At 65.2% G+C, this 13,574-nt stretch carries 15 protein-coding genes, 1 tRNA gene and 1 pseudogene; 11 read left to right on the top strand and 6 right to left on the bottom strand.

Going from position 1 to position 13,574, the window contains the following annotated elements:
• Positions 1–216: 216 nt before the first annotated feature.
• Positions 217–642 (bottom strand): HIT family protein, encoded by a 426-nt coding sequence (locus ABD999_RS38605; protein ID WP_271275175.1) that lies wholly within the window; start codon positions 640–642, stop codon positions 217–219.
• A 268-nt stretch (positions 643–910) separates the two neighbouring features.
• Between ABD999_RS38605 and ABD999_RS38610 the strand changes: the two genes are divergently transcribed.
• Positions 911–1,384, top strand: a complete 474-nt coding sequence (locus tag ABD999_RS38610) for a hypothetical protein (RefSeq protein ID WP_271275174.1) — start codon at positions 911–913, stop codon at positions 1,382–1,384.
• Between the two features lie 223 nt (positions 1,385–1,607).
• Positions 1,608–1,853, top strand: coding sequence for a cell division protein SepF (locus ABD999_RS38615; RefSeq protein ID WP_271275173.1), 246 nt, complete (start codon positions 1,608–1,610; stop codon positions 1,851–1,853).
• A gap of 315 nt (positions 1,854–2,168) precedes the next feature.
• On the opposite strand, the gene ABD999_RS38620 is transcribed toward ABD999_RS38615, so the two are convergent.
• Positions 2,169–2,552, bottom strand: coding sequence for a nucleoside/nucleotide kinase family protein (locus ABD999_RS38620; RefSeq protein ID WP_271275172.1), 384 nt, complete (start codon positions 2,550–2,552; stop codon positions 2,169–2,171).
• Between the two features lie 156 nt (positions 2,553–2,708).
• Here ABD999_RS38620 and ABD999_RS38625 point away from each other — a divergent pair, with 156 nt between their 5' ends.
• Positions 2,709–3,047 carry a hypothetical protein gene (locus tag ABD999_RS38625; protein WP_271275171.1) on the top strand — a complete coding sequence of 113 codons (339 nt, stop codon included), beginning with the start codon at positions 2,709–2,711 and terminating at the stop codon, positions 3,045–3,047.
• Between the two features lie 182 nt (positions 3,048–3,229).
• Here ABD999_RS38625 and ABD999_RS38630 read toward each other — a convergent pair whose 3' ends face one another.
• Positions 3,230–3,976 carry a GNAT family N-acetyltransferase gene (locus ABD999_RS38630; RefSeq protein ID WP_271275170.1) on the bottom strand — a complete coding sequence of 249 codons (747 nt, stop codon included), beginning with the start codon at positions 3,974–3,976 and terminating at the stop codon, positions 3,230–3,232.
• 222 nt (positions 3,977–4,198) lie between these two features.
• Here ABD999_RS38630 and ABD999_RS38635 point away from each other — a divergent pair, with 222 nt between their 5' ends.
• Together ABD999_RS38635 and ABD999_RS38640 are read left to right on the top strand one after the other, a co-directional pair.
• Complete coding sequence (locus tag ABD999_RS38635) at positions 4,199–4,867, top strand: hypothetical protein (RefSeq protein ID WP_271275169.1); 669 nt, start codon at positions 4,199–4,201, stop codon at positions 4,865–4,867.
• Between the two features lie 535 nt (positions 4,868–5,402).
• Positions 5,403–5,816 (top strand): GNAT family N-acetyltransferase, encoded by a 414-nt coding sequence (locus tag ABD999_RS38640; RefSeq protein ID WP_271275168.1) that lies wholly within the window; start codon positions 5,403–5,405, stop codon positions 5,814–5,816.
• A gap of 605 nt (positions 5,817–6,421) precedes the next feature.
• Here ABD999_RS38640 and ABD999_RS38645 read toward each other — a convergent pair.
• Positions 6,422–7,117 carry a hypothetical protein gene (locus ABD999_RS38645; protein WP_271275167.1) on the bottom strand — a complete coding sequence of 232 codons (696 nt, stop codon included), beginning with the start codon at positions 7,115–7,117 and terminating at the stop codon, positions 6,422–6,424.
• Between the two features lie 78 nt (positions 7,118–7,195).
• On the opposite strand from ABD999_RS38645, the pseudogene ABD999_RS38650 reads away from it, so the two are divergent.
• Positions 7,196–7,390 (top strand): annotated as a pseudogene (locus ABD999_RS38650) (cell division protein FtsK); the annotation flags it as partial.
• Between the two features lie 72 nt (positions 7,391–7,462).
• Positions 7,463–8,080, top strand: a complete 618-nt coding sequence (locus tag ABD999_RS38655; protein ID WP_271275166.1) for a site-specific integrase — start codon at positions 7,463–7,465, stop codon at positions 8,078–8,080.
• A gap of 93 nt (positions 8,081–8,173) precedes the next feature.
• On the opposite strand, the gene ABD999_RS38660 is transcribed toward ABD999_RS38655, so the two are convergent.
• A tRNA-Gly gene (locus tag ABD999_RS38660) sits at positions 8,174–8,244 on the bottom strand.
• Positions 8,245–8,347: 103 nt separating this feature from the next.
• On the opposite strand from ABD999_RS38660, the gene dcd reads away from it, so the two are divergent.
• From dcd to ABD999_RS38675, 3 genes are all read left to right on the top strand, one after another.
• Positions 8,348–8,923: a dCTP deaminase gene (dcd, locus tag ABD999_RS38665; RefSeq protein ID WP_148037269.1), complete on the top strand. Its 576-nt coding sequence runs from the start codon at positions 8,348–8,350 to the stop codon at positions 8,921–8,923.
• Positions 8,924–9,081: 158 nt separating this feature from the next.
• Positions 9,082–9,699, top strand: coding sequence for a DUF47 domain-containing protein (locus tag ABD999_RS38670; RefSeq protein WP_148036594.1), 618 nt, complete (start codon positions 9,082–9,084; stop codon positions 9,697–9,699).
• A gap of 5 nt (positions 9,700–9,704) precedes the next feature.
• The gene (locus ABD999_RS38675) at positions 9,705–10,709 is read left to right on the top strand and encodes an inorganic phosphate transporter (RefSeq protein ID WP_271275165.1); all 1,005 of its coding nucleotides are present in this window, start codon (positions 9,705–9,707) and stop codon (positions 10,707–10,709) included.
• Here the strand turns inward: ABD999_RS38675 and mshD are convergent.
• Complete coding sequence (gene mshD, locus ABD999_RS38680) at positions 10,642–11,592, bottom strand: mycothiol synthase (RefSeq protein WP_271275218.1); 951 nt, start codon at positions 11,590–11,592, stop codon at positions 10,642–10,644. The two genes, ABD999_RS38675 and mshD, sit on opposite strands and share 68 nt — an antisense overlap.
• A gap of 120 nt (positions 11,593–11,712) precedes the next feature.
• On the opposite strand from mshD, the gene ABD999_RS38685 reads away from it, so the two are divergent.
• Entirely contained in the window at positions 11,713–13,500 is a 1,788-nt protein-coding gene (locus ABD999_RS38685) for a bifunctional metallophosphatase/5'-nucleotidase (RefSeq protein WP_271275164.1), read from the top strand.
• The last annotated feature ends 74 nt before the right edge of the window (positions 13,501–13,574 follow it).

Consider the following 13,574-nt stretch of genomic DNA (forward strand, 5'->3'; position numbering starts at 1 on the left):
CTTCTTATGCCTTCGACAGCTGTGAAGGATCGCGGAGTGGCCGCCCTCATGTCACATCGATCTTCCCTCACGGGCATCAAGGTGACGATCAAGGTCAAACCCGTACACCACTCCCGTGGACGCTAACCTCTGTCGATCGTCGATCAACAACCCTGACGAAAGTCATGTCGTACATGCACGCTGGTGGCGGAGTGCGTGGACCCGCTGTGCGAACTCCTATGGAAGATCGCACCAGCTGCGAATCTCCTCTGCCAAGCCTGCAAGCGACTCGAGCGGCGATTCGGTCTCCGTCCAAGGGGGAGCGAGGTCGGTGAGCGTGTAGCGGGGAACCACGTGGATGTGGAAATGGAAGACGCTCTGCCAGGCGGTTTCGCCGCTGGCGTGCCAGAGGTTGATGCCAGGTGCGCCAAGAGCCTGAGTTAGCCGGCGAGAGACATGAACGGCGGTTCGCATGACCTGCGCTGCCTCATCGGGTGATATCTCTGAAAGGTCCGTGTGATGTTTTCTCGGTACGACCAGGCTATGGCCTTTGGTGACCTGGGCGATGTCGAGAAACGCAATGGCGTTATCGTCTTCGTGGATTGTCTGTGAGAGTTCGTCTCCTGCGATGATTCTGCAGAAGACACAGGCGTTCGCGGTCATATCAGATGTCCTCTTAGTCGCGGCCATATACCGATCATGAAGTATCGCTGTGAGGCAAGTCGGTATCCGGCCGGCACTCCGGCGACGCGTAACCCGTGACCCTGGCTTGCTCGGCTTGTCCCGGTCGATGGCGGGCGAGATGATCTCAGCCCTCGGCCGTAGCTCATGCCCGGCGCGGCGATCATCCCGGAGCCGGAGCGCCCCTGCCGGAGGCAAGAGTGACCGACCGCACTTCGCACGCGAAAGCACTTCATGGTCCACTCGGGAGATGTCGGCGATCGTCACATCTATCATCGCGGTCACTGGGACCCTCTTGGGTTCTTTGATGACTTACCTGCTCCAGCGGCGTTCCATCGAAAGATCGGAGCGGTTCGCTCGAACCGAGCGGCTTCGGGGTGAGCAGATCAAGATCTACAGCGACTTCGCGCGTATGGTTCTGGACTTCCGGAGAGCTCAGCGGCGGGCCTGGGCCGAGCGAGCCAAGGACAAGAACAGCGAAGCCTTTCGTACGGCGGAGGACGAGGTCTTGCGCGCACGCGCGGCGGGGTGGACGGCTCTGTATCAGGTAGAGCTGATCACAGAGGATGCCGAGATCAGACGACTCGCGAACCGTGCCATGGAGTTGGCCGGGAGCATGAACAAGGCCGAATCTACGGATGCGGTGAAGGCCTTGACTCCGGAAGTCCGTGCGGCGGTGGAGAGCTTCGTCCGTACAGCGGGCGTCATCGTGCGGAAGGTATGAGTACGTGGCTCGCGCGGGCGCTTGGTCGCTCTCCTGACGGGCACGTAGCGGCCGCGGGAGGCCGCTCCCGCGTCACGACGGTGCCCGGTGGGCTGTGGCACGAGGCCCAGGCCGTCGATCGCCCTCGACCCTGTGCGGTGATCAGGCGATGGTGAGGGTGGTGCGGTCCGGTGCTGTAGCTGTATAGGTGGCTTGATGTTGTCGTGGGGTGGAGGCATGTTCCGTGATCAAGACGCTGTGTCCTCGGGACTACAACGAGGCAATCCAGGTGGGCCACTTCTTCCGCACCGGCACTCCTGTCGTGATGGACCTCACCAAGCTGCCCGACAGCGAGGCCAAGCAGTTCGTGGACTTCGCCGCCGGCCTGGTGTTCGGCAGGCGCGGGGACATGGAACGTCTTTCCCCCAAGGTCTTTCTGCTGGCGCCTTACGGAATGATCGCGCGGTCCTCTGATGAAGAGGGAGAGTAGGCAGGCGGCGTGGTCCCAGAACGGCGAGGGACTCGGTGCGGCGCCGAAACCGAGATCGGGCGCACAGTGGACGTGGAAGCCTGAGGATCCGGCCCTCGGAAGCGTATTGGTCATCGACGGCCGGTCGGTGACCAACAGGACCTTCCCCATCTTGAACGAGCCGATCAGGTTCGCAGCCGTGCCGGCTGGCGGAGGACGGCGCGTCTACTGAAAGAACGAAGGGCCTGACAGGACGCCCCAAGGCGCTGAACTGGGCGGAAAGCCGGTCCTGAGTGGCCGCGGGTACCCCTTAATGGCTCGCTCATGGCCCAGCGATCAGGAGTCCGGATCGCCATCCCAGGGGGTCGGGGGCATAAGTGCCAGAGCCTGGCAGGCCAGAACTCTCAGGCGCTGCCATGTGGGATGGCTTTGCAGCCCCTCGGCGCTCCATGGCGCCGGGCCTTCCTCTGTCAGCTCGGCGGTGAGCCGATCGATCTCGGCGAGAAGTCGTGACAGTTCGTCTCTGATCCACCCGGCTTCCCTGGGCATCCACGACACCCGGTACGCGTGATCGTAATCCAGGGCCAGTTCATCAGGGTGCATCACGGATCCGAGCCAGGCGATCTGATCGGGGGCAGACCAGGCCAGATGTCCCAGAGCGTCCCGCAGGAGTCTCCAGGCTCCCCTGAGCATCGCCTCGTCCTCGTTGGGGGGCGGCATGGGCCCATCCTGCCGCGCGACGCGCGCTCACCGCCCGCCTGATCACCCCGTCTGCCGTCGACCTGCCCGAAGGAGAAGCGGGGCAGGGCCATGCAGCGATCATCCCGGACCCGGGGTCCCTCACCGAAGGCGCGTTCTGGAGGGATGATGAGTGCTGTGCCTGACCTGCCGTGGGATTCGGTGGGTGGCGAGCCGATGGAGCTCACTTCGGCTGCTGACATGGCCGTGGCTGCCTATGCCGACGGAGTGCCTGAGCTGAGAGTCTGTCTGGCCCTCGACATGCTGGTCATCTTCCGCATGTACCGAACCGAGTCGATCGACTTCGACGTCGATCTCAGAGAGTTGCAAGGGCAGGAGCGGCTGGACGTCCTCGTGGATTTCTTCTGCCTGCTCGGACGGCGTCTCGGGAAGTCCGTGTGGATGAGTGCGGAGGGACCTCCCGACCATCCGGATCTCGGGTTCGATGTCGACGCTGACCGGGTGGTGCTGATGTAGATCCGATTGATCCGAGCGGGCGGTAGCAACTGTTGAGGGGCTTGATCGAAAGCCAGGTCGGGAACCCATCTGGCTTTTCGCGTTGAGAGCGGGCGACGGGAATCGAACCCGCGCTGTGTCGACTGGGAGCGCAACGCTGCCGAAGAAGAGCTCCTTCATGTGCACGCGAGAAGCCGTACCTGTCACGGTGTGAAACAGAGCCGAGGGCGTGAGTCTGATCCGCCCGGCCTGGTTTCCGCCGGGTGATCGCCAGGCGAAGAAGGGTGGCGCACCATGAAGACGTCCACCTCGTCCTCGGTCTCGGCCGTGAACCCGTGTCGCTCGTACAACTGGCGGGCCGAACTGCCCTGCAGCACGTTCAACCGAACCACGGCGCCTTCGCGGTCGCACCACTCCAACAGCCTGCTCAGAACGGCAGTGCCGATGCCCCTGCCCTGCGAATCCGGGTCCAGGTAGAAGTGCTCCAGCCAGTAAGTGTCCTTGGCCGGCCGCAGCGCCACACAGCCGGCCGACGCGCCATCCACCTCGATCATCCAGGTGTGCGCTGGGGTGAACCCATCCCGCAACCGCTGTCGTACACGTTGTTCGTCGTACCGCCCGAGCCGCTCGAGATCCGGCCTCAGCACCACGGCCCGCAACTCGGCCACCATCTCGACGTCCGCCACCGAAGCCGACCGAATCTCCCAGCCCACCATGATCGTGATGTTATCGCCCCGGTTCCTGCCGACCCGGGCCCCTCCTCCTGAGCGAACCGCACAGTTGATCGTTTTGTCGATGGGCCCAATGGCACGCAGTGGCACACAAAGATCAACAGCCCTGGAAGAATCGAAGCCCAGCTCCCGAATTCCTCGGTCGACCTGGGCTGCCACGATGAGAGCGGGTGACGGGAATCGAACCCGCGCTGTCAGCTTGGGAACCGCATCGATCATGGCCCGATGAGGCACCGAGCTGGGCGACGAGTCGGTCCTGAGCGACCGGGGTTGCCCCCTCCTCACCCCTCTTGATGGCCCGCTAATGGCCCGGCGATCAACCCGCGACCTGATGTTGCTCACGTGACGCGCGCATCCCGCCCATCTGAGATCATCCCGCCTGCCCTCGATCCCACCCGAAGTGGAAGCATGCCAAGGCCCCGGGTAAGGGATGATCTCGCTGTGGGCTTCGGGACATACGCCAGGCGCGTTCGCGACCGCGACCTTCCATTCGGGAGGCGCTTCCGCGCGCTGAGGGCCGCAGCCGGCTGCTACCACCCAATCGGCTTCAACGCGACCTGGTCCTACCTGACCACGGCAGGCAACCTTCGACGCGATGAGTTGGCCCTGATCCGGGCGCTGGACATGCTGGAACTCAGCCGGAACGCCTGGCTCGCGGAGATCGACGCCTTCGCCGACCGCCGCCGCCTCGAAAAGCGAAAGCATCGCCGTAGTCCCTTGGCACCGGAGGTGCGATACCTGCATGGATGGAGATGGCCCGGACCAGAAGGGCATCGGGTGATGTTCCGAGAGGTCGGCGTCCTATGGGCCCAGCATGGACTCGTCCCATTCCCTGACGTAGCGATCTCAGAGAGGGACAACCTCGTCGAGTTGAACGCTACCCTTGCCAACTGCGTATCGACCTACCTCCGCAACAAGGGCATGGCCGACTCAGCACACAGGGCTACTCTCCTCAGGTGCCGGCGTAAAATCTGCTGGCATCTGCGTCACCTGGGCCATCCCTCTCCATTCCACGATGCCTTCGACTACCATCGCCGCCTGCTCAAGGTAACGGAACTGCTGATCAACGATGCGTTCCCGTTCACCGCTGAGACGCAGGACAAGGGCTAGTTTCAGCACCGCGCTCAGGCTGCGAAACTGCCCAAATGGCAGGGTAATGCACGACGATCAGCCCGTGACCTGGTGTTCTGGCGTAATGCGCGTGTCTTCCATCGATCGGCAACTCGGCACCCGAGACGAAGACGGCGACGAGGGCGAGGCGGGCCGCTACTCCCGAGAGGGGTGATCAAGAGCTAATGGCTGTTCATAGCCCACAAAGATCGACCAGACCGAGGCAAGATCAAAGCCCAGGTCCCGAATCCCTCGGTCGACCTGGGCTTTCACGATGAGAGCGGGTGACGGGAATCGAACCCGCCCTGTCAGCTTGGGAACTGCACGGACCACCGCACGTGAGGGCCCTGAGCTGGGCGGAAACCGGGTCGCGAGTGACCGTGGTTGACTCCTCGTTGCCCTGTCTAATTGCACGCTAATTGCACGGCGATCAGTCCCTGGACTGGGGTTTTCGCCGCCGCACGCGCACTCTGCCTTCTGATCATCCCGGTGCCGGAGTGCCCCTGCCGAGGGCATCTATGGCACCCTGCTCAGCATGGTGATGAGGGAGCAGGCCCCGGAGAACCAGATCAGGTTGGAGGTGCGGCCGGCGCTTGGGGACGTGGAGCTGAACGAGTTGTTCGACGCGTCGTGGCCTGATCATCGTCCTGCTTCGTTCTCGGGGATGCTGGCCCACAGTCTCTGCTGGGTGGCCGCATACCGTGAGGGGGCGCTGGTGGGCTTCGTCAACGTGGCCACCGATGGTGGTATCCATGCCTTCATCCTCGACACCACGGTGCACCCCCGAGTTCGTCGACAGGGGGTGGGCGTGCTATTAGTGCAGCGTGCCGCTCAGGAGGCACGCTCACGTGGCGCCAGCTGGTTGCACGTCGACTATGAGCCACACCTCGAAGAGTTCTATGCGCGATGCGGGTTCCGGCCAACTGCTGCCGGGCTCATGCAACTTTGATCATTAGCGTCGTGGGCCAGCGGCGCGCTGTGAGGTCGGCGGGTTCATTGCCGCCGGAGGCACTATCTGTGGCGGGACAGCATCACCCTGGCAAGCCGGACGACAGTGGGCAGGAGGATCAACAGAACGGCCAAGCCAGCCCCGACGGCAAGCTCGGCGTCACTCCACAACTCGATCACAGGCTCATCGTGATCCGCCCTGCGAGGTTAGCCGTGAAAGAGCCCTGAAATCCTGCAGAGGCGCGTGCGTACGCGAGAACGATCTACCAGGCAACAGCAACCGCGCCCTCAGACGAGAAGCCGAGAGAAGAGGGTGGCACGCGGGGGGCTCGGGGGTCGTCCCCCCGACCAGCACAAGAGCCCCGCCGAAGCCGACGCGAAGGGGCGGCGAGCAGGGCTCTCCGAGAGAGCGGGTGACGGGAATCGAACCCGCGCTGTCAGCTTGGGAACTCTCTCAAGATAATGTGCTCTGAGCAGGGGAAACGCTGACCTGGACAGATGCCGGTCGAGTGACCGTGATTCCCCGCGAGTCTCCCTTAGTCACCCTCCTGAGGGGCACGCAACGGGCACGTGGGGGGACGGGGAGCCTCTCCTTCCTCGTCGTGCTCAGGCGACAGGTTCGGCTCTTTCAGACACCGGATCGGCTTCCCGACTTCTCAACCACGCCTTCCATTGGCTTACTTTGGGCTTGGGCGCCTCAGGGTGGTCTAACAACCACAGGAGGTACCGGGCTCGTAAGCGGAAACCCTCATCAGGATCATCGGCGATCTCAAGCAGGAGACGACGTAACCGCAATCCGCCAACCGCCCTGGCCAGTACGGCATATCCCTCATCTTCACAACGGTGCTCACGCCGTACGGCAAGGCAAATCAAGTCAACCAGCTGATCGATCAGCTCAGTCGCCAGATATGGCACGGCCCTGGCCAGATCGTGTAATTGACCGTGTTTTGTCCCCCAGCTCTTGGCAGAGGCCATCCACTCGTCCGGGTATCGGGCCTCCCACTCCAGATGGAGCAGGACATATTTCAGTCCGCCCCAATCGGCGTAGGACTCAGCGGGAATGAACTCCCACAAAGCATCTGGCAGCGTTCTCCGTCGCTCTGCGACGTATCGGCCTCCTGCCTGATCAGCGGCCGACAACCCCTCATCTCGCCAGACCTCATTGAAGGCATACAACGCCTTACTACGGCGATCTTGAGTAACCCTCAGTCGGCCACGCGCCCGCTCGCGCCGAACAGGATCCTCCGAGATCAACTCGAACGTCCACCCCAAGCACCGATCCCACTCCTCAGCCGATTCCATGATCCCATTATCTGAGCCGCAGGCGGTTCGGACTACCTTCGCCGGAAGTTCCTGCTTCTCGATGTAACGGCGCTCAACGTGGACATGGTCCTCGGCGACGGCGCACGCGACCGGGGCGCGCTGGCCGATCACATCTCCCCCGTCCCGGAGCTGGGGGCGGGAGTCGGATACGTGCGGCTGGAAACCTCGCCTGAGCCGATCCGCGTCCGTGCTGCGTACGTCTCCGACTCCGAAATCCGCGCCATGGCCGATGCCTTCGGGAGGGCGGCATGAGGGTCTGCTTCCACGGCACCGCCGACGAACTCGACCTGGTGGCGGGCCGAAGCAGAGCGGGCGCTCTGGAACATGGCTCGCGATGGCAAGGCGGACTCCGATCAAGACCGCCGGTTCCGCGCCATGGTCCTGCTGGCTACGTTCGCGAGTCTCCGCTGGGGAGAAGTGAGCGCGCTACGCCGGATGGATGTGGATCTCGCGGCCAGGACCGTTCGCGTACGCGTCGCGTTCGCGGAGCGCTCATCGGGCGGGCTGCTCCTCGGGCCGCCCAAGTCCAAGGCGGGCAGGCGAACCGTTGGCCTTCCCGAGAGCATCATCCCGATCCTCAAAGAGCACATGGCCACCTACGTCCAGGACGAGCCGGGCGCGCTCGTGTTCCCCGGCGCGAAGGGCGGCCCTATCCGCCGAAGCGGCTTCAACACCCGTACGCGCTGGGTCGACGTGGTCAAGGACATGGGACTGTCCGGACTGCATTTCCATGATCTCCGTCACACGGGAAACATGCTGGCGGCGGCGTCGGGGGCCGGCCTCAAGGACCTGATGGCGCGCATGGGTCACGACAACGTCAGAGCGGCCATGATCTACCAGCACGCGGTGAGAGGCGCCGACAAAGTGATCACGGACGCCATCGACCAACAGCTCAAGCAGCGCGACGAGGGCGACGACGGCGCGCTCGCTCCCGTGGGCTAATTGCACGCTAATTGCACGGAAGATCGACAACAGGTCCGTAAACGATCAAAGCCAGGTCGGGAACCCATCCCTGACCTGGCTTTTCACTTCGAGAGCGGGTGACGGGAATCGAACCCGCGCTGTCAGCTTGGGAAGCTGATGTTCTGCCATTGAACTACACCCGCGTCGCGGCCCGAAGCCGCGACCAACACTCTAGCGGAAAGCCGACCCACTTGACCAAGCAGAGCCGTCTGACTTCGCCAGGACACACCGGGTAGGTTGCTCATCGTGCTGCTATCTGATCGCGACATCCTTGCCGAGATCGACGCCGGCCGCCTGGCGCTGAGCCCGTTCCACCGGGACATGGTCCAGCCGTCCAGCATCGACGTCCGGCTTGACCGCTTTTTCCGGGTGTTTGAGAACCACAGGTATCCGCACATCGATCCCTCGATGGAGCAGCCGGATCTGACGCGGCTGGTCGAGCCTGACGGGGACGAGCCGTTCATCCTGCATCCGGGCGAGTTCGTGCTCGCCTCGACATACGAAGTGATCACGTTGCCCGACGATCTGGCTTCCAGGCTGGAGGGCAAGAGTTCGCTGGGGCGGCTCGGGTTGCTGACGCACTCGACGGCCGGGTTCATCGATCCGGGGTTCACCGGTCACGTCACGCTTGAGCTGTCCAACGTGGCCACGTTGCCGATCAAGTTGTGGCCGGGGATGAAGATCGGGCAGTTGTGTGTGTTCCGGTTGAGTTCGCCGGCGGAGTTCCCGTACGGGTCGGAGAGGTACGGGTCGCGCTACCAAGGGCAGCGCGGGCCGACGCCGTCGCGGTCGTTCCAGAGCTTTCACCGCACAGAGGTGTAGTACCCGGCTGCGCGGCTATGGGGCGTTGGAAGTACTCTTGCCCCGGTGTCGTACAGCATACGGAGGGTAGCGCCTAGGAGAAGGGGACATGAAGTTCGCATTTCACCTGGTAAGCCTTACCCTTTCCACGGACCATCCCCGCACATCTGGAGAACGACGTGCGCCTGCGGCTCACGCCACGTGAGGACAGCTACTATGACCTGTTCGCCGACTCGGCGAACAACCTGGTCACCGCATCACGCTTGCTCGTAGAGATCATCAGCGACGGATCGGATCGGGAGTCCCTGGCCGAGAAGATGCGGGCCTGCGAGCACGCCGGCGACGAACGCACCCATGCGATCATGAACCGGCTCAACGAGAGTTTCATCACTCCGTTCGACCGCGAGGACATCTACCGTCTCGCTTCCAACCTCGACGATGTGATGGACGCCATGGAAGCGGCGTCCGACCTCATCGTGCTCTACCAGATCGACCATCTCCCCAAAGACGTGGTCCGTCAGGTCGAGGTGCTGGAGCGGGCGGCGGAGCTCACGGCGGAGGCGATGCCCCGACTGCGGTCGATGAAGAACCTCAACGAGTACTGGATCGAGGTCAACCGCCTGGAGAACCAGGGCGACCAGATCTACCGCCGGCTGCTGGCCAAGCTGTTCGGCGGTGAGTACGACGCGCTCACGGTCATGAAGATGAAGGAGGTCATCGACGCCCTCGAAGAGGCGGCCGATGCCTTCGAGCACGTCGCCAACACCGTCGAATCCATCGCGGTCAAGGAAAGCTAGGGCCGGTGGACCTCACGCTCGCCCTAGTCATCGGCGTGGTCGTGATCGCGCTGATCTTCGACTACACCAATGGCTTCCACGACGCGGCGAACGCCATCGCCACGTCCGTCTCCACCCGCGCGCTGACCCCCAGGGCGGCGCTGTTCATGGCCGCGGCGATGAACTTCATCGGCGCCCACCTGGGAACGCAGGTCGCCCAGACGGTCGGCAAAGGGATCATTGACGCACCTCAGGGCTCTCACGGCCTGGTGATCGTGGCGGCGGGCCTGATCGGCGCCATCACCTGGAACATGATCACCTGGTATTTCGGTCTTCCTTCCTCCTCCAGTCACGCGCTCATCGGCGGCCTGATCGGCTCGGCGCTCGCGTCCGCCAGCGTGGTCCACTGGGACGGCGTGGTGGAGAAGGTCGTCATCCCCATGATCCTGTCGCCGCTCGTGGGTTTCACGCTCGCGGCGTCGATCATGATCGCAATCTACTGGATCTTCCGCAACGCGCAACCCGGCAAGGCGAACCGCGGGTTCCGCTACGCGCAGACGGTCTCGGCCGCGGCGATGGCGCTCGGCCACGGATTGCAGGACGCGCAGAAGACCATGGGCGTCATCTTCCTGTCGCTGGTGGTCGGCGGCTACGTGGCGCCGACCGACGACATCCCCCAGTGGGTCATCCTGGCCGCCGCCGCGGCGATCTCGCTGGGCACGTACGCGGGCGGCTGGCGCATCATGCGCACGCTGGGCCGTCGCATCATCGCGCTCGACCCGCCGCAGGGTTTCGCCGCCGAGGCGGCGGCGTCCACGGTCCTGTACGGTGCCGCGATCGGGTTCGGGGCGCCGATCTCGACCACGCACACGATCACCTCGGCGATCATGGGCGTGGGCTCGACCAAGCGGCTGTCGGCCGTGCGGTGGGGAGTGGCGGGCAACATCGTGACCGCCTGGGTCCTTACGATCCCGGCTGCGGCTCTGGTCGCGGCGCTGTCGTACTACGCGCTTCACTGGGCGGTGGAGTAGCGGCGTACATGACGTCGACGTCCCAGCGGGCGAACCCGAGCGACTCGTACAGGCGGATGGCCGCCGTGTTGGTCTCGTCCACGTAGAGCATGGCCTGGGCGAGGCCGCGCGAGCGCAGGTGGGCCAGGCCGGTCAGGGTGAGTGACCTGCCCAGGCCGGTGCCCTGCTGGGACGGGTCCACGCCGACCACGTAGACCTCGCCGAGCGGCTCGTGGCCGTGCTCGTCGGAGCCGTGGATCTTCGTCCAGTGGAAGCCGACGAGCCGGTCGCCGCGGAAGGCGAGGAAGAATCCCTCGGGGTCGAACCACGGCTCGCGCTCGCGTCGCAGCAGGTCGTCGAGCTCCCAGGCGCCCTGCTCGGGGTGCTGGGCGAAGGAGGCGGCGTTCACCTTGAGCCACGCCTCCTCGTCCCTGCCGAGCAGGAACGTGCGGACCGTGACGCCCTCGGGCACGGTGGGGTCGGCGATCGGGGCGTACAGGGAGCGGCGCATCTGCCACAGCGACCGGGCGCGCACGAAGCCCAGCGACGCGCCCAGCGCCTCCGCGCCGGGGTGGCCGCCGTGCGCCCACAGCCGCAGCCTGCCGCCGGTCAGGTCGAGCACGGCGCGCAGCAGCTCCTTGCCGTGGCCGCGGCCCCGGTGCGCGGGGTGGACGACCAGCTCGCCGCTGGGGCCCTCCACCTCGTCGGTGGGGTCGACGTGGGCGTATCCGACGAGCTCGTCCGCGTAGAGCAGCAGCGAGCGGGCGCGGGGGTCGCCGCCGTAGCGCAGATGCAGCATCACGTGCTCGTTGAGCGGGCGGACGCGGTCGGCTTCCGTGGCCGCTTCCACGACACTCAAGACATCGGCGATTTCTTGGTCGTCCAGCCGTTCTCTGATCCTCACGTGCGTACTCACAGCTCGAACTCTAGGCGTACAACTGGCAAATACCGCCAGCCGGGGCCCCGATGAATCGTTACCTTTGCGACATTGGCTGCACGGATTGTCGCCGTAACGTCATGGGCCATGACGTCCCGTTCCTTCCTCCGGCTGGCGCTGGCCGGAGCGGTCGCCTCAGGCGGACTCCTGCTCGCCGGTCTCCCGGCAGACGCGAGTAAAACTCACAAGCCGCGTACGGTCCCCGTCCGGCTGCTCGCACTGAACGACTTCCACGGCCACCTGGAACCTCCGACCGGGTCCTCCGGCCGGATGGTCGACGAGCACGGCAACACCGTCGACGCGGGCGGCGCCGCGTACGTCGCCACGCACATGAAGGCGCTGGCCGACAGGAACACGATCGCGGTGGCGCAGGGCGACCTCATCGGCGCCACCCCGCTCATCTCGGCCGCCTACCACGACGAGCCGACGGTCGAGCTGATGGGCAAGCTCGGGCTCAAGGTGGCCGCGGTCGGCAACCACGAGTTCGACGAGGGCTACGACGAGCTGCGGCGGATCATGAAGGGCGGCTGCCACCCGGTGGACGGCTGCTCCCCCGCCGGCAAATGGAAGGGCGCCGCCTTCGACTACGTGGGCGCGAACGTGCTCTTCAAGAACCGGCACGAGCGCACCGACGCGCTCTCGGCGCTCGGCAACAGCCCGCAGATCAAGAAGCTGATGGCCGACTGGGGCGTGCCCGCGCTGCCCCCGGTCAGCGTCAAGTGGATGAACGGGGTGCCGATCGGCTTCATCGGCCTGGTCACGCAGACCACGCCGACGATCGTCACCTCCGAGGGCATCAAGAACATCAAGTTCGTGGACGAGGTCAAGGCCGCGAACGTGGCGTCCAAGCTGCTCACGCTGGTGGGCGTGAAGGCCCAGGTCGTGCTCGTGCACGAGGGCGACCAGGTGACGCCGAGCCAGTCGCCCGACGCGTGCAGCGCGGTCCCCGGCGCGGGCAACCGGATCGCCACCCAGGTCGACGCCGAGATCGACCTCGTGCTCAGCGGCCACTCGCACCAGGCGTACCTGTGCACGGTCAAGGACCCGCGGGGCCGTGACCGGCTGTTCTCGCAGGGCGGCTCGTTCGGCCGCGTCATCACCCAGGTGGACCTCCGGGTCGACACCCGCACCCGCGACATCGACCGGGCCTCCACCGTGGCCGACAACCACGTCGTGACCCGCACGGTCGCCCCCGACCCGGAGATCACCGCGTTCGTGCAGACGTGGAAGGACCGCGTGTCCGGGGTGGCCAACCGGCCCGTCGGCACGATCACCGCGGACATCCCGAACGTCGCGGTCGCGTCCGGAGAGTCGCCGCTCGGCAACCTGATCGCCGACGCCCAGCTGGCGGCCACCAGGACCGGCGGCAACGCGCAGATCGCGTTCATGAACCCGGGCGGCGTGCGCGCGTCGCTGAGCTACGCGGGCTCGCCGGCCGGTGAGGGCGACGGGGTCGTCACGTACGGCGAGGCGTTCACGGTCCAGCCCTTCAACAACCTGATGCAGGTGGTGACGCTGACCGGGGCGCAGCTGAAGACGCTGCTGGAGCAGCAGTTCACCGGCGGCCCGAACAACCAGCCGTTCAACCGGATCCTGCAGCCGTCGGCGAACCTGACCTACACCTACAGCCAGAGCGCGCCGTGGGGGAGCAAGGTCTCGAACATCATGATCGACGGCCAGCCGGTGACCGACACTCAGACCATCCGGGTGGCGGCGAACAACTTCCTGGTGGGCGGCGGTGACGCCTTCCCGGTGTTCACCGAGGGCACCGACCTGTGGAGCGGCCCGCTCGACATCGACGCCTTCGTCGACTACCTGGGCCAGAACAACCCGATCGCGCCTCCGGCCACGAACCGGATCACCGTGACCGGCTGACACCCGGACGTGAAAGAGCCCGCTTCCCGTCACTGACGCCCCTGAAACCCACGGGAAGCAGGCCCTCGTCCCTT

It is taken from the genome of Nonomuraea ferruginea (genome assembly GCF_039540635.1).
GTDB classification, from domain to species: Bacteria; Actinomycetota; Actinomycetes; order Streptosporangiales; family Streptosporangiaceae; genus Nonomuraea; species Nonomuraea ferruginea.